We start from the raw sequence: 16,908 nt of genomic DNA, 5'->3' as shown, positions 1-16,908 counted from the left end.
CGCCATGACTCCGCAGCCGCGACGACTGCCGGTGCCCCTCGGAGCGCGGGCCGGCAGGAAATCTCCGGTCGAGGAGACGATGGTCAGGACAAGGTGCGGAACGTCACTCGTGCCTCGTCGGCGGCGTCCTTGTAACTCAGAGGAAGCAGTTCACCGGGCAAGTCGGGCAGCCGGGGCCGGTGAAAACCACATGGTCCCTGCCCATCCGGGCAGCGGTCACGGCGCACGGTGAAGTCGAACGTCGACCCTCAGCAGGCCAAGACCGGAGAGCCGGCACAGAGGGAGGCAGGTCCTCGGTCCACTCCCAGGCCGTCAGCCTCATCTCCCTCCTCCGGGGGAAGGAGGAGATGGGTCACGTCGGCGATGCCCAAGGGGGCTGCCGCGGCGAGGATCCACGGCATGACCAAATTCAGTGCCTTCACCATCGCCCCACTCCTCGTCACCGTCTACGCGGGCTTCCGCGTCCTGGACGGCCTGGACGGAGAGCGCGGTCCAGGTCCGGCCTGGACGGCCGGTCACCTCGCGTTCCTCGCCGCGTTGATCCTGTTCGTGCCGGTGTTCCTGGAGCTGCGCCGACTGGCGGGCCGTGGCCCGTTCGCCACGGCCACGGCCGTCGTCGGCCTCGTCGGTGCCGTCTGCTCCATGGCTCAGATCTCCGTCGACATCGTCGTTGGTGCGCTCGCTGCGGACCACGAGGCCATGCGGAGAATGTTCGCCGACGTCCAGAGCGTCCCCGGAGTGCACCTCGTCGTCTACATCGCGGGACCCGTGCTGCTCTACCTCGGCCTGCTCGTCATGTTCTGCCGGCTCGCGCTGGCCCGGGCCGTTCCCGTATGGCGGGCCGCGGCGGTGGTGCTCGCCGTGCTGGTCTCCCTCCTGGGCCTGGACGCGCTGCCGGCCGTGGGCCTGTTGCTGTGCGCCGGCCTCGCGCGGTTTCCCCGACGCGGCAACTCTCCTGCGACCGCGCACAGCTGAGGGACCGTCGAACGCCCCCGTGGAGGAATCCATCTCCTATGCCCGCGCTGCCCGTACCCCCTTCGCTCCGCCGCCTGGCGGGCTCGCCATGGTCGGAGGTCACGCTCGCCGTCGTCGCCACCGTCGCCCAGATGGCGCCCCTGCTGTTCGTGCACAGCGACAGCGGACGCCCCTGGCACTGGTGGGGGTACGTCGTAACGGTCGGGGCATCCCTTCCCCTGGCGGTGCGCCGACGCGCGCCGGCACTGGTCCTGCTGGTCTGCGCCACGTTCGCCGGCCTCTACGACCTTGTCTCCCCGTTGCCGCGTACGCGCTCGGCCGGGCCTCCGCCGGCTCCCGTGCCGAGGCTGCCGCGCTGGCCGAACGCGCCGCCCGCCTCGAACGCGAACGCCAGGTGGACGAGGAGCGCGCCGCCGAACGCGAACGCGCCCGGATCGCCCGGGACATGCACGACGTGCTGGCCCATTCGATCAGCCTGATGGTCGTCCAGGCCGAGGCCGGGCCGGTGGTGCTGGACACGGATCCCACCCGCGCCTCGGCCGCCTTCGGCGCGATCGCCGGCACCGGCCGCGACGCCCTGGACCAGTTGCGCCGGATGCTGGCCGTCCTCAAGGAGGACGACGATCCGCGCGCCCCGCAGCCGACCATCCACGACCTGCCCGCGCTCGCCCGCCAGGTGGCACGGGCGGGCCTGGAGGTGTCGAGCACCGCTGAGGGCGAGCCGCGTCAGGTGCCCGCCGACTGTGGTGCCGTGGCGTACCGGATCGTGCAGGAGGCACTGACCAACGTCGTCAAGCACGCCGGCGCGGACCGCGCCGAGGTGCGGCTGCGCTGGTGTGACGACGGGCTGGAGATACGCGTCGTCGACGACGGACGTGGCGCGGGGAAGAGTCTTCCGTCCGGCGGGAACGGTCTGATCGGCCTCCGCGAGCGGGCCGCCGCCTGCGGCGGGACCGCGACGGCGGGCCCCCGGGAGGACGGCCTCCCGGGATTCGAAGTGCGGGCGTGGCTGCCTCTGGCCGCGCCGGAAGTGGGGGCGGTGTCGTGACGATCCGCGTGGTGGTGGCCGACGACCAGGAGCTGGTACGCGCCGGATTCGCCATGATCCTGGCAGCGCAGCCCGGCATCGAGGTCGTGGCGGAGAGCGGGGACGGGTTCGAGGCGGTCGGCGATGCCCGCGCACACCGCCCGGACGTCGTCCTGCTCGACATCCGGATGCCGGGGATGGACGGTATCGAGGCGGCCCGGATCATCTGCGGCGAAACGGACTGCCGGGTGATCATGCTGACCACCTGGGGGCAGGACGACTATCTCTTCGACGCTCTGCGCGCGGGCGCGAGCGGTTTCCTGCTCAAGGACGTACGGCGGGACGACCTCGTGCACGCGGTCCGCGCGGTTGCGGTGGGCGACTCTCTGCTCGCCCCCTCCGTCACCCGCACCCTGATCGCCGCCTTCACCTCGGGCGCCGCCGTACCGCCACCGCGTCGCGAACGCCTGGACGTCCTCACCGCTCGCGAGCGCGAGACGATGCGGCTCCTCGGCGCCGGCCTGTCCAACGCGGAGATCGCCACGGCGCTGGTGGTGAGCGAGCACACCGTGAAGACACATGTCAGCAACGTGCTCACCAAGCTGGGACTCCGTGACCGGGTCCAGGCCGTGATCGCCGCCTACGAGACCGGACTGGTGTTTCCCGGGCGCCTCACGAACTGAACCACGGCGGCACCCCCGTGGACGCGCAAGGCACCCTGCAGCGCCGGCGCGTGCGCCGACCCCGGCCGCCGACATCCGTCACCTCGGCCGCGCGCCGCCGAAGCCCCGTACGCCCCTCCCACGAGGGGCAGAGCCGCTGTTCGCGCCATGTGGCGACTGAGAACGCTTGATCAAACCCATCCACCAAGCAAGCAGAGGAAGTCGGCCATACACTGATGGTGACGTCCGGATCTGCTCGCAACGACGCCGGTACGCCAGGTGAGGGTCTCTGAGGACGAGCCTCACCCGCATGATCACAGGGCTCAGCACCTCATGGGCGGCATTCGAGGCCGCGCGCGAGCCGCAGGCCTCCGCCAGGTGCGATGCCAAGGTCCCGGCCCTGAGCGCATGAGGACTTCGTGCGACGTGGGGCGGGCCGCAGAAACTCATCACAGGATCGCCCCGAAGGGGAAGCGCGATGCGTACGAAATCGATCAAGCTCCGCCGCGCGATCGTGGCGCTGTTCACTGTTTCCGTCCTCGGGTTCGCCGGAGCGACTGCTGCAAGTGCGGCACCTGCGACGGCATCGGCACCTGCTTCCACCGCACAGCACTGTGGCTGGTATCAGGGCCACTACTACTACTGCTAGGACGAAGACCGGGACAGGGGGCCACGGCTGGAACAGGCAAGACCTCGCGCAGCTCGGGAGCACACCTGGGCACGGCACTTGCATCGCCACCAGCCGGCAGTACCCCCGCCCGGTCCCCAGTGGCCGGGCGGGCGGCGAGTGCTCGTTGGTGTGCCACACCTTCTGCCTTCGCAGGCTCCGGTCCGCAAGGTGAAACCGTCACTCGGGGAGGTGGTTCTGCGATCGCAGGCCGGCCCGTTACTCGTACCGGTACTTCAGCGAGTCCGCCTCCGCCTGCTCGATGTCGGCGATCGTCAGCTCCGGCATCCGCAGTTGGGCCAGCGTCACCTCGGCCGAGGCCGGCTGGGCGTCCGCCGACAGCCACTCCTCCGGCTTCCATGCCGCGCTGCGCAGCAGCGACTTGGGGCAGTGCGGGTAGACCTCCTCGATCCCCAGCACCAGCGCACTGGCCGGCGGCTTGCCGACGGCGGTCAGCTGCGACAGCAGCTCTGGGCGGGTGGAGACGCAGGCCCGGCCGTTCACCCTGAGCGTCGTGGTGCGCCCCGGGATGACGAACAGCAGCCCGGCCCGTCCGGTGGCGACGACGTTCTGCAGGGTGTCCAGACGCTTGTTGCCGGTCGCGTCCGGTATCGCCACCGTGCGTGCGTCCAGGACGGCGACGAACCCGGCGGGGCCGCCGCGCGGAGAGACGTCACAGTTGCCCTCGGCATCCGCGCTGGCGACCAGGACCAGCGATGAGCAGCCGATCAACCGCCGGGTCTGCTCGGTGAGTTCGGTCGTCTGCTTCCGCACGGCCGCGTCGCTGGGGAGTTCGTAGACCCGGCGCAACGCCTCCTGGTCGGGCACGGCGTCGAGGCGGAGCGAGTCGAAGGCGCTGCCGGCAAGGGGTGTCGTCATGCCTCCGACCCTAATGGGCCCGACCTGTTATTGATCTCGGTCGGTGAGTGTGGGGACATGGAGACGGCCTCGCGAGTTGTCTGATGTGTGAAGATCAAACACGCCCGCGCGGCCAGGTCCCATCCTGCCTTCTGCGGACTGTCGCCTGCCGATCGTCACCAGTCACATGGGGGGAGTCGACGACAGGCATGCAGGACGCCGCCATGCCTGTTCTACGCCGCGACTAGGGTCTGTTGCGAAAGTGCCAGCTGACGCTGGTTGCTAGGGTCCGGGCATGGCGCGGTTGAAGATCGAGATATCCGTCCCGAAGAGTCATGTCGAGGAGGTGATCGACGCTCTCCAAGCGGCTGGCGCGGGGCGGGTCGGCGACTATGCCCGATGCGCCAGCACCTGGCGGGTCACGGGAACATGGAGGCCCTTGCCTGGTTCTCAGCCATATGACGGCGAAGTGGGCGAAGTGCAGCAGGGCGAGGAGAGCAGGGTTGAATCTGTCTGCGATGCCGAGCAGGCTGCAGCCGTGCTGCGAGCAGTACGCGCGGCCCATCCGTATGAGGAACCGGTCATCCACTTCCTGCCTTTGTACGAGCCAGGCATCGAATGATGACCGAACTGGTCATAGCCACTCGTTGATCGCTGCGACCAGCACGGTCGCTTCGATATTCAGGGGCAGGGAGTGCCGTTAACGGGCGGTGTAGGGCGGTTCAGCCGCCAGACCACTTCGATACCGCTGCCTGAGGGAGCTGCGGGCGGTGTTACCTGTTCACGGCAGACCTCTGTGAAGCCCAACCGGCGTGGTACGGCGGCGCTGGAGGTGTTGGCCAGGTCGTGCGCGATTTCCAGGTACTCCACGTCCGGCAGGGTGAACATCTCGGTGACCATGGCCGCCGCCGCCCTCGTGGCGATGCCCTGGCCCGTGGCGGCAGGGTGCAGCCAGTACCCCATGCGCCGGCCCTGAGGTTCGACCCCGCGGTAGCTCTGGCACATGCCGATGAGACTGCCGTCTTTGGCGATGGCGTAGTTGTACACGTCACCGCTTGCCCACTTCGACTCGGACTTCGCGAGGAAGTCTCGGGTGCTCTTCTCGCTGTGACCGGCGACCCACGGCTCCCAGGGGCGCAAGTGGTCCAGAGACTCTTCGATCAACTTGAACGCCGGGGCGAAGTCGCTCTGCCCTCGCCAGCGTCGCAGGACGAAGTCTCCGCACTCGATGATCTGCCTCGGTCGTTCCATGACGGCCATGATTGTTCGCAGCACGGCTCGCTGCAACAGAAGGCCCTCCAAGGCATGTGAGCGATCAACGTCGCCTTTCGACTCTCAACTCGTGCTCGTACGAGCATCGTTGGTACGACTAACGGAGGCTGTGCCGTAGCGCCTCCTTCAGCTCGAGGCAGGGTGATCGTCGGCTGCGGGCAGCTGCGGGCAGCTGCGGGCGGCTGCGTCGGCGGCAGACTGTGCCGCGCGTCGCCCCGTCGCCGGGGGAACCTCCGGCCGTCTGGGCCGCCACCGCCGGGTGGTGGAACGGGCGATGGCCTGACTCAGTGGATGCCGCCGCCTGTACGGCCGCTACGAGCGCAAGGCCGAGCACTTCCTGGCTTTCGTCGGCATCGCCGGCACCCTCCGCCGCTACACCAACTGGGGTGATCGAATATTCGTTTGCCGCCGGCCAGTCCGGCCGGATAGGAAAGGCGCATGCTTAAAGGCAGCAAGGTCGGGCTCAGGGCCCGGCATGAGGACGACATCCCGATCCTGCGGGCGGAGCTCTACGACGACGTGGTCAACTCCTCACGGGCCGAAGGCGGGCCGTGGCGGCCGATCACACCCGGCTCGAAGGATCCGCGGCTCGTGGTGGACGACAATGAGCAGGGGAGCGTCCCGTTTTCCGTGGTGGAGCTGGGCGGCGGCACGCTGGTCGGCACCGCGGTGCTGTGGGGCATCGACAACCACAACCGGTCCGCGCACATCGGCCTTGGACTGCGGCCGTCCGCCCGCGGGAAGGGCTACGGCACCGACGTCGTCGCGGTGCTGTGCCACTACGGTTTCGTCGTGCGCGGCCTGCAGCGGCTGCAGATCGAGACGCTGTCGGACAACGCTGCGATGCTGCACTCCGCCGAGCGCAACGGCTTCGTCCGCGAGGGCGTGATGCGCTCCTCGGCCTGGGTGATGGGCGAGTTCCTGGACGAGGTGCTGCTCGGGCTCCTCGTCCAGGACTGGAAGCCGGACTCGCAGGGCTAGGTTGCCGTCCAACCGTCAGGGGCGGGCTGGAGCGGAGATGGACGGCCGAGGGATGGCTGCTGCCGCCTCCGCAGGCGTACGCTCAAGGGAGCGCACAGCCTGGCACCGCCCCGCGGTTGATCCTCATCGTCGGGTCTGGTTCACGGTGAACAGCCGTACAGGTCAGGCGGAATTCCTACGATGTCGCCATGACGATCTCTGGGCGGAAGCAGCCGCTGATACGTGTCTTGTATGACGAGTCCCGCAGTGACCTGCGGGATCCGACTCGTCCGCGTCCGGTCCGTCTCTACCTGTGGGAGCCGCACCATCCGCTTGCTCTCCCCGCCCCACTGGCCGTCGTCTCGCACGGCACCGGAGGTTCGGGCAGCAGCATGGAGTGGCTGGTAGGGCCGCTACGCGAGGCGGGTTTCCGAGTTGTGGCCCTGGACCACCACGGAAACAACTTCGTAGACGGCTACGAGCCGGAAGGCTTCCTGCATGTGTGGGAACGGCCGCGAGACGTTTCCTTCGCCCTCGACGCGCTCGCTCGTGAGCAGCCCCTTGGCCCGGTCGGTGTGGCGGGTTTCTCCCTGGGCGGCTATACGGCGGTGGCACTTGCCGGCGCTCGTGTCGATCCGCAAATCCTGTGGGCGGTGATGACGGGGGCGGTCCCCTTGCCGGAGATTCCCGAGTTTCCCGGCGCACTCGAGGCACTGCGGAAGAAGTACCCACTGGACGACTCGTCACGACGTGCGCTGGACACCGCTGGGGCAGACCTCTCGGATCCCCGAGTGCGGGCAGTCTTCCAAGTGGCCCCCGGAGTGGGCGCTCTCGTGACCCCGGAGAGCCTGGCAACCATCCAGGTACCAGTGGGCATCCGCTGGGGTGGAGCGGACACGGTCAACCCGTACGAAGTCGACACCAGGCCGTACCTGGAACACATCCCCACAGCGAATGGCTGCTCGGTCGGCCCCGACGTTCGCCACGAAGACTTCTTCACGCCGGAACCCGCCAACTCCGCTGTCCGCGTCCAGGTGGGCAGGGAGGCGGCCGCCTTCTTCCAGCAGCACCTTGTTTGAGCCCTCGACCGGTTCGGGGATGGGCAGGGGCGGACGACGCGGCTGACGCCGGTAGTGGCGAGCTGCTCGGGCACGGTTTCCGCACGATGCCTTGCACCATTCCCGCCGCCCATGGCTTTTGACGAAGTAGCGCACGCAGCGGGGCGCGGTGCAGGCGCGCAACTGCTCGCGCTGCGAGCCGCTCAGGAAGTCGATGGCAGCGCGGGCCAGGGCCGCCATGAGTCGAACCGTCGGATCGTTCTCCGCCGACAGCAGACGGGCCAGCCGTGGGGGCGCCTTCAACGGCCGCTACACCTGCAAGCAGTCGCGAAGCGGCACGCGAACCCGAGCGGCTCGAGAGCTGCCGAGGCAGGGTCGGTGCTGTTCGAACCGCACGGTCAGCTGCACCTGGTCGTCCGGCTGTCACATTCCCTCGTCTTGCCGCGTCATATGGACGAACCACACAGCACGGTCGATGTGACCGAGCCGCTGACGAGGCGCAAGAACGAACGAGGAGAAGGTGATGTTGAAGAACCTGATGTATGTGACGGTTTATGTGACCGACCAGGACCGGGCTCTGGCGTTCTACACAGACGGTCTCGGCCTGCAGAAGCGAGTCGATTACCCGGGTCCTGACGGGCGGTTCCTGACGGTCGCTCCTGGCGATGACTCGGTCGAGATCATCCTGTGGCCGGGCAACCCGGGGCAGGGCCGGGCCGGCGATGGCGCGGAGTCCAGCCCCGTGCCGGGCCCGATATTTCTCGAGTCCGACGACCTGACCGCAGAGTTCAAAGTGCTCCAGTCACGTGGCGTCGAGTTCGCCGATCCCGAGCCGATCCCCTATCCCTTCGGCATCCGCGTCACGGCGTTCGATCCCGACGGTAACCGGATCGAGCTCCGTCAGCGGAGCCGAGGCTGAAGCAGCGACAGCTGACCGTCGAACGGCGGAGCCGGACCCGAAGGGCCCGGCTCCGCCGCCGCGTACAGCGCGGTGCCGTTCCTGGACTCATGCCGGCGAGAGAATGCCCTCGATGGTGCGGTAGGACACGTCACCGACCGAGATGGCCCCGGCGCAGGCGGCTTCCGGCCGTGCGTAGCCGTGCAGGTGCGCGCCGTCCGCCCCCGGCGCTCCGTACTCGGTTCGGCCCTTCCAGCCGCGGTGCAGGAGGATGTGTAGACGTTTGGGGGTGCGGGCCGGCGTCCGCTGTTCCAGTCGGCTCTCGCCGACCGGGAGCGGGTACGTGACTGGTCGAAGTCGAGCAGGCCTCCGCGAGCGGACGTCGGGATCTGTCGGCCAGGAGGCTCCTGTGGTCCCTGAGGGCGCAGGGAAGCAGCCCAGCACCTGACCCTTCTGCTAGCCCGCCGGCTCGTCACGCACTGCTCCGAGCGCGACACGCTCGGGACGGCGTGGTGGCATGAGGACATGGAGTTGCGGGAGCTGCGGGCGTTCGTGGCGGTGGTGGAGGAGGGCGGGGTGTCCGCCGCGGCGCGGCGGCTGCACGTGAGTCAGCCGGCCCTGTCCCAGACGATGAGCGGACTTGAGCGGCAGCTCGGGGTGAAGCTGCTGGTGCGCGGCAGCACCGGGGTGCGGGCCACCGAGGCGGGAATCGCCCTGTTGGCGGAGGCACGCTCGGTACTCGCCCGGCACGATCAGGCCCTACGGGTGATGGCTCGGTACACCGGCCCCGGTGGCGGGGCACTGCGGATCGGGATCCCGCTCGAATTGCCCACGGGGCTGCTCGACCCTGCCCTGGCGGACCTGGCCGAGGCTCATCCGGACACACGAGTGCAGGCCCGGCACCTGTCCACGGCCGAGCAACTGACGGCGCTGCAGTGCGGTGAGCTCGACGTCGGCTTCCTGCGGGAGCGTCCGTCGGGCCCTCAGTTCGACGCGCTGCTCGTCGTACGCGAGAATCTCGGTGTGCTGCTGGCTGCGGAGCAGGCCGCCGAACTCGCCGGTCCCGACGGCATCGCTCTGGATGCGCTCGTCGGCCTGCAGTGGGTCGGATTCCCTCGCTCCGGCAGCCCCACCTGGTACGACGAGCTGACCGCGATCCTGCGTGGGCACGGCCTGGACCTGGGACCGGAGGCTCCGCAGGGGCAGGCGCTGATCGCGGAGGTGAAGCTGGCGGCGGTCGCGGCCGGGCGGGCCTTCACGCTGGCTCCGCCCGGGTGGCAGCAGCCGCTGCCCGAGCGTGTGACCTGGTCGCCGCTGGTCGGGCATCCGCTGGTGCGGCGTACCTGGGCGGTGTGGCCGGCCGAATCGCACCGCCGTGACCTCGGCCGGTTCATCGCCGCGCTCGACCGGTCGGTCAGCAACTGAGCCCGGCCCTTCCCGGAGCGAAAGCGAATGGGTCAGGCCCCACGCAGGTGCGCTACGGGCAGGAAGCGCCGGACGGACACCGAGCTGACGCCCCCTACCGGGGTCGGCGCGCCTCAGACAGCTGTACGGCCGCCGTCGACGGGCAGGATGGCTCCCTGCACGAAGCTCGCCCCGTCCCCGGCCAGGTAGGCGATCGCCTCGGCGATCTCCTTCGCCTCGGCGGGCCGTCCGGCCGGGGCCTGGGCGGCGAGGGCGTCGAGGTCCTCGCCCATGTCGACGGTTCCCTCGGTACGGGTGGGACCGGGCTCCACGGCGTTGACCCGTACCCCGTGGGGGCCGAACTCGGCGGCCCACGCCTTGGTCAGCAGGTTCAGCGCGGCCTTGCTGGAACCGTACAGCGCCATGCCCGCGACGCCGTACTCGGCGACCATGGTGCTGACGTTGACGATCGCACCGTGCCCGCGCTCGGCCATCGCCGGGGCGAGCTGCGCCACCAGATGGAACGGAACCTTCACATTCAGGTCGTAGACGGCGTCGACGTCGCTGGGCGAGGCCTGTGCCGTCGGGCCGAACGGGAAGATGCCCGCGCTGTTGACCAGGATGTCCACATGGCCTCCGCCCAGCTCGGTGGCCTTCTGTACCAGCTGCCGAACCGACGCCGCGTCCCGCAGGTCGGCCGCGAGGAAGTCAGCCTTGCCGTCGCGTGCCCGGATGGCGGCGACCACCGTCTCGCCGCGGGACGCGTCGCGTCCCGCGACCAGCACGTGCGCGCCTTGCTCGGCGAGCAGCGCCGCCGTCGCGGCGCCGATACCGCTGGTCGCTCCGGTCACCAGCGCCACACTCCCGGTCAGATCAACAGAACCCATGAGGGCCGTCCTTCGCATGGAAAAGTGAGCACGAACGAGGCGCGGGCGGGCCCGCGTTCCGTCGTCCTGTCACCTCGTGCGTGAGGTGACGGGAGTCCAAAGCGCCTGTGCCTTTCCGGGGATTCCGGCTCGGCCATAGGCGGATGCGATACCCGCTGTCAGGGCGGAGTCGCCATACCTTTCCTACCGTCCATCGGTCGCCTGCGCAGCCGGGGCCCCTGGTCAGAGCCTGCGCACTGGTCACAGGCAGCACTTATGACCGCCCTTGGTCAGGCGTATGGCCGATGGCGATGAACTACGCCCACCTCCCTTCGTGCCGAACGTCGGCCGCGGGAGTGATCGGCGCCGTCGGACCCGGCTCCGGCCAGCACCTCGCCGTCGGGGGCAGGGCCGTGTGGTGGGCTCGCGCTGCGCCATTTGCACCGGACCGGTGGACGGCGTGTGCGTGTGCTCACCGTTGCCGTGTGCGGCGGTGGTCCGGTCGCCGATCGCCGGCCCGCGGCCGTGCTCGTCGGGGGTGCAGCCGAAAGCCCGGTCGCCGTCCTTATCGGCAGGGCCTCCGTCGGAGACCTCGATGTGCATCATGCGGCTGTCTGGATCGCGGTCCGAGAGCCTTCACGACGTCGAGCAGGGTACGGCCGATCCCGGTGAGGGCGTATTCGACCCGGGGCGGCAAGGTGGGGTGGACCGTACGAGTGACGATGCCGTCGTGTTCCAGAGCGCGCAGGGTGGAGCTGAGCATGCGCTCTGTGATTCCGTCGCTGGCCCGGCGCAGCTCGTTGAAACGATGGGCCCTTTCCCGAGGCGGCAGATGACGGTGACCGGCCACTTGTCGCCGATGCCGTCGAGGATGTCGCGTACGAAGGCCGCCCGCTCAGCGGCCGTGTGCCAGTGCGCCGACTCGTCCATGGTGGCCCCCGCCGGTTCCTCCGGTGATGCCAGGGCCCTTTGAACTGCCTTCTCGCCCGCTTCGGCGGTCGGCCCGCTGACCGCAGGGCGCGGACCGCGGAGAGCAGATGTTCCACACCTCGGGCGGCACCACTGTCTGGCACCGTTCGATGGCAGCGCGGCCACCCGATGGGTCGGAGACCGGGTGTCAGCACCTTCTGCCGGCTGGCTAGAAGAGGCGGGCGCGCATGTGCTGCGTGAGGTTCTCGAGGGTCTCGCGCAGCCATGGGCTGCGGACGGCTGGTAGCCGGACCAGGGTGTGTTGGAACGCTTCCGGGTCGGCCCGGAACAGGTGATGGGGGCGCGGTGCGGGCGGGTCGTCGCGGAGGACGCCGTCGGGCATGCCGCCCGACGCGGGGACGGGCAGGTACGGCTCGGGGAAGGCCAGCCACAGCCACACCCCGAAGGGCAGCGGCACCATGTACGCCGAGGTGGCCGAGCCTTCCGGCGGGCCGCCGCAATCTCTGCACGGAACCGCTGTCTCAGCCGCTGCCGCAGCACTTCAGCCAACGGTGATCGGGCTGGCTGAAGCGCTGGCAGGCGGCGCTGATGTGCAGCGTGCTTCGGCGTGGTGCTGAGCATCATCTCGGCCGGGCCCAACCGTCACGACTCCCCGCTGCTCGCGCCCACCCTCAAGGCCGCCGACGAGGAGGTCGGCGGCCTTCCCGACCAGGCGAACGCGAACCTGGACCGCGGCTACGACAGCGACAAGGCCCCGCGAGGGTGATGGCTGTCCGGTGGGACTCAGCTGGCTCCTTGGCCTTCACCAGCATCGCCTGCACCCTCATCTGCTATTGGGGACTCGCCGATTGAGATGACTTCTCAGGCGAGATCCAGGAGTTGCTCATAGAAGCCGCCGAAGCCGCGCGCGCGGTCCACGAGGTGGAGTTCGAGAATCCAGTGGCAGTGCCGCCCGGTCCTGTCCGTCCGTCGCAGCGGGGTGTCGTTCTCGGGCGTGATGTAGGACTCCGCCTTGGCGCCGTCGTTCACCTCGTGGGGGAACTCGCCGACGAGGTGGCCGGCGTGCCAGATGCCGATCTCCCAGCCTGCTTCGACTGCGAGTTGTTCCACCTCGGCGAAGAGCCCGCGGCCGGTGATGGCGGGGTCGGCGGCGAAGGCGGCCCGACCCGCGTCGAAGATCCGGGGGAGGTCGCTCAGAAGCCGGTGCTTGTGCGGGTCGTCACCGAAGACGTAGGTGCGGCCGAAATCCGCCTCGTACTCCTCGAAGATCGGGCCGAAGTCCGCGAACGCGACGTCGTCCTCGCCGATGATCCGGTCCGGGGGGTTCTCCCGGTACGGGAGAAGGGTGTTGGGGCCCGAGCGGATGATGCGCTTGTGCCAGTGCTTGGTGGTGCCGAACATCTCGTTGGCCAGGTCCCGGATGCGGTCGCTGACCTCGCGCTCACCCACGCCGGGCGTCACCAGGCCGCGTGTGGCGACCTCGTCGAAGAGAGCGATCGCCTTCTCCTGCGCTGCGACGAGCCCGGCTACCCGACGGTCCTCGTCCGGCCTTGTGTGGTCTGCTTCGGGCGGCACCCTGATTCCCCCAACTGTCCGCTTAGGTGAGTCCCACCCATCTTCACATGTGTGAGTGCAGATGGTGAATGGGTTCGCGTATGCACCCCTCAGCTGGTCGGCGAGGCCTTGCAGTCCCTCGGCGGCGCCAGGGTCGTCCTGGCCACCGCCGGGAACTCCGAAGCCATCACCGCCACCGTGAACGGCCTGACACGGTCGGCTGACCCCACGAGCCGTCAGGGCACGTCGGCCACCCTCCTGAGCCGGGGCGGGCGAGTTCGTCGACCGTCCCGGCTTCGGCCGTGGTCACCAGGAGGCAACCAGCTCGGTCGCCCTTCAGGCGCAATCCCGCACCTCCGAGGACACGCCATTTGGGGGTGCACTCATGCAGCAGCGACCGGCCGTTGCCGGTCCGGGACGGCGCTGGTTCGCCGGCGGACAGGCAGGCTCGGGCCGTCCCTCGGGCCCGCCGGATGCGGGGGCTGTCAGTCGATGGAGTCCATGAAGCTCAGCATCCGGCGATTGATCTCGTCCGCGTGGTCGATCTGGGGCCCGTGGCCGGTGTCGGAGATGACTTCGGCTCGGGCCCCTGGAACCAGGCGTGGGACGCGCTCGACTTGCCTACGCGGGTGCACGAGCAGGCTTCGCTTACCGAGCGCCAGGTAGAGCGGGGTGCGGATGGTGGACAGTTCGTCCTCGGACAGAGGCAGCGGGGCGGGACGGCGTATGCGGTAGGCGCGAACGCCCAGCCTGATCATGGTGCGTAGCTCCGGCACGATGAGGACCGGCTGTTCCAGCCACGCTGCCAGTCGTGGGCGTAGCGCCCTGGGCGCGAAGGTCGCGAACAGGCTGGCGAAGATCCAGACGAAGAAGCGCAGACCTACTTTCTCCAGGCCGCCGGGGTCGAGGAGTGTGACCGAGGCGAGGCGGTCGGGCCTGCGGTGCGCTTGGTTCAGAGCGAGCCACCCGCCGTAGGAGGAGCCGACCAGGTGCACGCGTGCGAGCCCGAGCTCGGCGAGTGTCTCGTCCAGCCACTGAGCGGCGCGTTCCGGTTGATGGATGGGTTCGCGCTGGACACTGCGTCCTGGATCGCCCGGGGTGTCGATCGCGTAGACCGGGCGGGCGGCGCTGAGGGCGGGGCTGTTCGGGTACCACATGGCAGAGCAGGAGCCCGCTCCGTGCAGGAGGACAACGGGCGTGCGCGACTGGGCGGCCGGGTCCATGGGGCCGTACTTGTAGACGTGCGTGGTGCCGAAGGAGGTCTCCACGTCCGTTTCCGCGTGAGCGGATGCTCCGAGCGCATAGAGCGCATCGCAGGCCGCGAAGTAGCGGTCGCGCCAGGCATCGCTCACATAGCGGCCGACATCGGCCTGGATGCGGGTCGCGGTTTGGGGCATGGCCACCTCCGGGTGTCGAGTCTTCGTGGTACGAACGTATCACTATGATGGTACGGCTGTATCATCAACTGGGTGGGGCCCACCCGGCCGATGGAAACAGCGAGCGGAGGAGCGGTCGATGCCCAAGCGCGTGGACCATGCAGAGCGGCGTACCGAGATCGCCGAGGCGCTCCTTCGGGTGGCGGCGCGACGCGGGCTGCATGCCGTGGGCATGCGCGATGTTGCAGCGGAGGCGGGCGTCTCACTGCGACTGGTGCAGTACTACTTCGAGACCAAAGAGAAACTGCTGCTCTACGGGCTGCAGCATCTGGCCGAGAGATTCGGGGAGCGGGTCACCGCCCGGATTCGGGCCGCCGGCCACGATTCGGGGCCGCGCGCGATCATCGAGGCGATGCTGAAGGCGGCATTGCCGGTCGACGAGGAGAGCCGCATCTTCCACCTCGTCTACACCTCATACGCCGTTCTGTCCGTCACCGACGAGGCGCTCGCCGCTCAGCCCTTCATCACGAACCCGGATGCCGCTGAGAGCGCCCTCGTCGAACTCCTCCGGCAGGCAGAAGAGAGCGATCTCATTCAGCCTGGCGTGGACGCGAAGGTGGAAGCCGTCAGTCTGCTCGCCATGTCAGCGGGACTCGGTACCAGCATTCTCGTCGGCCAACGCAGCCCGGAGGCGGCCGCCACAGTTCTGGACCACCATCTGGACCGCATCTTCCGAGGCGACATTGCCGGCGGGGGGACGCGGACGCGGGAGTGACGTCGTCGACCGGATCTCTTGAGTGCAGGCCTCTCCCGCATCATTCGGATGTGGCTCCGCTGATGACCGCCGGGCAGTGCTTAGGGCTGATGACAGACGGCCTCGACGTTGTTCCCGTCGGGATCGCGGACGAATGCTCCGTAGTAGGACTCGTGGTACTCCGGCCAGAGCCGGGGCGAGTGCAGGCCCTCGGCGCCCACCGCGAGGGCTGCTGCGTAGAAGGCGTCCACTGCAGCGCGGTCGGCCGCAGCGAACGCGATGTGCAGTTCACGCGCAGCCGCGGGGTCGGTCGCGGGGACCAGCCACAACGGGTGGCCCGTGACCCCGAAGCTGATGTTCTCGCCAAACTGCTTCTTGCGCTCACCACCTAGCGGAGCGAGCACGGCGTCGTAAAAAGCGGCGCTGGCTGCGATGTCGTGTACCTGGATGGCAATGTGATCCAACATGCGCCAACCCTGCACGATCGCAGGGGAGTTGTCGTGCAGTTTTCGTTCAGACACTCCCTGGCCGAGCACATCAGCACACGCCTGTCGTGTGCTGGTCCATGACCCGCTCGCGCACGGTCTGCTGACCGGCATCTTCACCGAGGACGCCGCGTTCCCCGCCCGTCCCGCACTGCATCGCGATGGGGTTGGCGCTATCAAGCCCCGTGGTGCATCCCAGGACCGGTCTGTTCGCTGATCCACGACTCAGCGAAGCGTGTCCAGGTCGAGGCCTCTCCGGCCCCATGGGCCAGACCCAGGCTGTGGGGGCCGTGGGGGAAGACATGCACGGTGTGTGGCACATGATCGGCGGCCAGTGCCGCAGCGAGGCGATAGGTGTGCTCCGGTGGAACGAATGAATCCTCCGCCGTGTGCCAGAGGAAGAACGGAGGAGACGACGGAGTCACCAGCGCGTCGAGCGAGGTCGAACGACGCAATTAGCGCCGGATCTCGCTCTGTAGTGCGGCGAGCGGGGCTGGATGCGGTGTGTTGAGCGGATACCGGAAAACGCTCGCCTCCCAGCCCGATGCTTCGAGCCAATCGACGATCGGCTGGGCCTCGTGCTCGGCGTACACCTCGTAGCCGCCTCCTGGCAACACGATCACATGCACAGGCATCTCATCGTCCCTCTTTCATCGACCGGGCGAGCCGCTCTGGCGCACGGACTGAGTAAGACTGGCTCGGCGGGTCCCGCGGCCAGTAGGACGAAGCCCGGGACAGCCGGACCAGGGCAAGGGCTGCCGGAGTCACCCTGCCGGGTGGCCTCGCAAGCGAGCGACTCGGCCGGGGCCGGGTGACTGGAGCGCCGCGTCGTTGACGGTTGTCAGCCGACTGGGAGCACCATCCGGAAGCGGGCCTTGCAAGGCAAGCGTCTTCTGGTAGGCCTCATCCGCACGGTCCAGCGGTACGGCCTCGGTCATCGACCGGAAGTTGTGCAGGGCGCGAAGGCCATGGTGTCTTCCACGCCCTGCGAGGTGCCGGCGTGATGGGCCTCGGAAGATGTGGGGGCTCCGCTCAGGGCCTCGGTTCTGGGCTGAGTCGGGGGCCTATTACCTGGGTGGTAATCGCGTGGGCGGGCGGGGCGCGGCAGGGTGGAGTCATCGGGTTCCGAGCCGGCGGCCTCCCGGGGCGTGCACCGGGCCAA

At 69.0% G+C, this 16,908-nt stretch carries 19 protein-coding genes and 4 pseudogenes; 11 read left to right on the top strand and 12 right to left on the bottom strand.

Going from position 1 to position 16,908, the window contains the following annotated elements; genetic code table 11:
- Positions 1–399: 399 nt before the first annotated feature.
- On the top strand, positions 400–975 hold the full coding sequence (locus ACWCP6_RS19975) for a hypothetical protein (protein ID WP_450933783.1): 576 nt from the start codon (positions 400–402) through the stop codon (positions 973–975).
- A gap of 280 nt (positions 976–1,255) precedes the next feature.
- On the opposite strand, the gene ACWCP6_RS19970 is transcribed toward ACWCP6_RS19975, so the two are convergent.
- Complete coding sequence (locus ACWCP6_RS19970) at positions 1,256–1,441, bottom strand: hypothetical protein (RefSeq protein WP_450933782.1); 186 nt, start codon at positions 1,439–1,441, stop codon at positions 1,256–1,258.
- Between ACWCP6_RS19970 and ACWCP6_RS19965 the strand changes: the two genes are divergently transcribed.
- The gene (locus ACWCP6_RS19965; protein ID WP_450933781.1) at positions 1,421–2,023 is read left to right on the top strand and encodes a sensor histidine kinase; all 603 of its coding nucleotides are present in this window, start codon (positions 1,421–1,423) and stop codon (positions 2,021–2,023) included. The two genes, ACWCP6_RS19970 and ACWCP6_RS19965, sit on opposite strands and share 21 nt — an antisense overlap.
- On the top strand, positions 2,020–2,685 hold the full coding sequence (locus tag ACWCP6_RS19960; protein WP_450933780.1) for a response regulator: 666 nt from the start codon (positions 2,020–2,022) through the stop codon (positions 2,683–2,685). The genes ACWCP6_RS19965 and ACWCP6_RS19960 overlap by 4 nt, the downstream gene beginning before the upstream one ends.
- A gap of 865 nt (positions 2,686–3,550) precedes the next feature.
- Here ACWCP6_RS19960 and ACWCP6_RS19955 read toward each other — a convergent pair.
- A complete protein-coding gene (locus ACWCP6_RS19955; RefSeq protein WP_450933779.1) occupies positions 3,551–4,210 on the bottom strand; it encodes an MSMEG_1061 family FMN-dependent PPOX-type flavoprotein in 660 nt (219 codons plus the stop codon).
- A gap of 274 nt (positions 4,211–4,484) precedes the next feature.
- On the opposite strand from ACWCP6_RS19955, the gene ACWCP6_RS19950 reads away from it, so the two are divergent.
- Complete coding sequence (locus tag ACWCP6_RS19950) at positions 4,485–4,811, top strand: hypothetical protein (protein ID WP_450933778.1); 327 nt, start codon at positions 4,485–4,487, stop codon at positions 4,809–4,811.
- 59 nt (positions 4,812–4,870) lie between these two features.
- Here the strand turns inward: ACWCP6_RS19950 and ACWCP6_RS19945 are convergent, their stop codons facing one another.
- Complete coding sequence (locus tag ACWCP6_RS19945) at positions 4,871–5,440, bottom strand: GNAT family N-acetyltransferase (protein WP_450933777.1); 570 nt, start codon at positions 5,438–5,440, stop codon at positions 4,871–4,873.
- A 253-nt stretch (positions 5,441–5,693) separates the two neighbouring features.
- On the opposite strand from ACWCP6_RS19945, the pseudogene ACWCP6_RS19940 reads away from it, so the two are divergent.
- From ACWCP6_RS19940 to ACWCP6_RS19930, 3 genes and pseudogenes are all read left to right on the top strand, one after another.
- Positions 5,694–5,843: pseudogene (locus ACWCP6_RS19940) on the top strand (IS5/IS1182 family transposase); the annotation flags it as partial.
- A 56-nt stretch (positions 5,844–5,899) separates the two neighbouring features.
- Positions 5,900–6,442 carry a GNAT family N-acetyltransferase gene (locus ACWCP6_RS19935; RefSeq protein WP_450933776.1) on the top strand — a complete coding sequence of 181 codons (543 nt, stop codon included), beginning with the start codon at positions 5,900–5,902 and terminating at the stop codon, positions 6,440–6,442.
- 188 nt (positions 6,443–6,630) lie between these two features.
- On the top strand, positions 6,631–7,500 hold the full coding sequence (locus ACWCP6_RS19930; RefSeq protein WP_450933775.1) for an alpha/beta hydrolase family protein: 870 nt from the start codon (positions 6,631–6,633) through the stop codon (positions 7,498–7,500).
- A gap of 42 nt (positions 7,501–7,542) precedes the next feature.
- Here the strand turns inward: ACWCP6_RS19930 and ACWCP6_RS19925 are convergent.
- A pseudogene (locus tag ACWCP6_RS19925) lies at positions 7,543–7,761 on the bottom strand (CGNR zinc finger domain-containing protein); the annotation flags it as partial.
- 241 nt (positions 7,762–8,002) lie between these two features.
- On the opposite strand from ACWCP6_RS19925, the gene ACWCP6_RS19920 reads away from it, so the two are divergent.
- The gene (locus tag ACWCP6_RS19920) at positions 8,003–8,398 is read left to right on the top strand and encodes a VOC family protein (protein ID WP_450933774.1); all 396 of its coding nucleotides are present in this window, start codon (positions 8,003–8,005) and stop codon (positions 8,396–8,398) included.
- A 504-nt stretch (positions 8,399–8,902) separates the two neighbouring features.
- Entirely contained in the window at positions 8,903–9,802 is a 900-nt protein-coding gene (locus tag ACWCP6_RS19915; protein WP_450933773.1) for a LysR substrate-binding domain-containing protein, read from the top strand.
- Between the two features lie 113 nt (positions 9,803–9,915).
- On the opposite strand, the gene ACWCP6_RS19910 is transcribed toward ACWCP6_RS19915, so the two are convergent.
- From ACWCP6_RS19910 to ACWCP6_RS19900, 3 genes and pseudogenes are all read right to left on the bottom strand, one after another.
- Positions 9,916–10,668 (bottom strand): SDR family NAD(P)-dependent oxidoreductase, encoded by a 753-nt coding sequence (locus tag ACWCP6_RS19910; protein WP_450933772.1) that lies wholly within the window; start codon positions 10,666–10,668, stop codon positions 9,916–9,918.
- Between the two features lie 544 nt (positions 10,669–11,212).
- Positions 11,213–11,410 carry a winged helix-turn-helix transcriptional regulator gene (locus ACWCP6_RS19905; protein ID WP_450933771.1) on the bottom strand — a complete coding sequence of 66 codons (198 nt, stop codon included), beginning with the start codon at positions 11,408–11,410 and terminating at the stop codon, positions 11,213–11,215.
- Between the two features lie 375 nt (positions 11,411–11,785).
- A pseudogene (locus ACWCP6_RS19900) lies at positions 11,786–12,064 on the bottom strand (hypothetical protein); the annotation flags it as partial.
- Positions 12,065–12,181: 117 nt separating this feature from the next.
- Here ACWCP6_RS19900 and ACWCP6_RS19895 point away from each other — a divergent pair.
- Positions 12,182–12,328, top strand: a pseudogene (locus tag ACWCP6_RS19895) (IS5/IS1182 family transposase); the annotation flags it as partial.
- 110 nt (positions 12,329–12,438) lie between these two features.
- Here ACWCP6_RS19895 and ACWCP6_RS19890 read toward each other — a convergent pair.
- Positions 12,439–13,152 carry a M24 family metallopeptidase gene (locus tag ACWCP6_RS19890; RefSeq protein ID WP_450933770.1) on the bottom strand — a complete coding sequence of 238 codons (714 nt, stop codon included), beginning with the start codon at positions 13,150–13,152 and terminating at the stop codon, positions 12,439–12,441.
- Between the two features lie 464 nt (positions 13,153–13,616).
- Positions 13,617–14,528 (bottom strand): alpha/beta fold hydrolase, encoded by a 912-nt coding sequence (locus ACWCP6_RS19885; RefSeq protein ID WP_450933769.1) that lies wholly within the window; start codon positions 14,526–14,528, stop codon positions 13,617–13,619.
- Positions 14,529–14,646: 118 nt separating this feature from the next.
- Between ACWCP6_RS19885 and ACWCP6_RS19880 the strand changes: the two genes are divergently transcribed.
- Positions 14,647–15,282, top strand: coding sequence for a TetR/AcrR family transcriptional regulator (locus ACWCP6_RS19880; RefSeq protein ID WP_450933768.1), 636 nt, complete (start codon positions 14,647–14,649; stop codon positions 15,280–15,282).
- 80 nt (positions 15,283–15,362) lie between these two features.
- On the opposite strand, the gene ACWCP6_RS19875 is transcribed toward ACWCP6_RS19880, so the two are convergent.
- From ACWCP6_RS19875 to ACWCP6_RS19865, 3 genes are all read right to left on the bottom strand, one after another.
- Positions 15,363–15,728 (bottom strand): VOC family protein, encoded by a 366-nt coding sequence (locus tag ACWCP6_RS19875; RefSeq protein ID WP_450933767.1) that lies wholly within the window; start codon positions 15,726–15,728, stop codon positions 15,363–15,365.
- A gap of 194 nt (positions 15,729–15,922) precedes the next feature.
- Entirely contained in the window at positions 15,923–16,171 is a 249-nt protein-coding gene (locus tag ACWCP6_RS19870) for an alpha/beta hydrolase (RefSeq protein ID WP_450933884.1), read from the bottom strand.
- A 30-nt stretch (positions 16,172–16,201) separates the two neighbouring features.
- Positions 16,202–16,369: a hypothetical protein gene (locus tag ACWCP6_RS19865; RefSeq protein WP_450933766.1), complete on the bottom strand. Its 168-nt coding sequence runs from the start codon at positions 16,367–16,369 to the stop codon at positions 16,202–16,204.
- Positions 16,370–16,908 lie beyond the last annotated feature (539 nt).

Source organism: Streptomyces sp. NPDC002004, from assembly GCF_053593975.1.
Note: the sequence above shows the minus strand (reverse complement) of the source record. Positions and strands in the feature narration are given on the sequence as shown.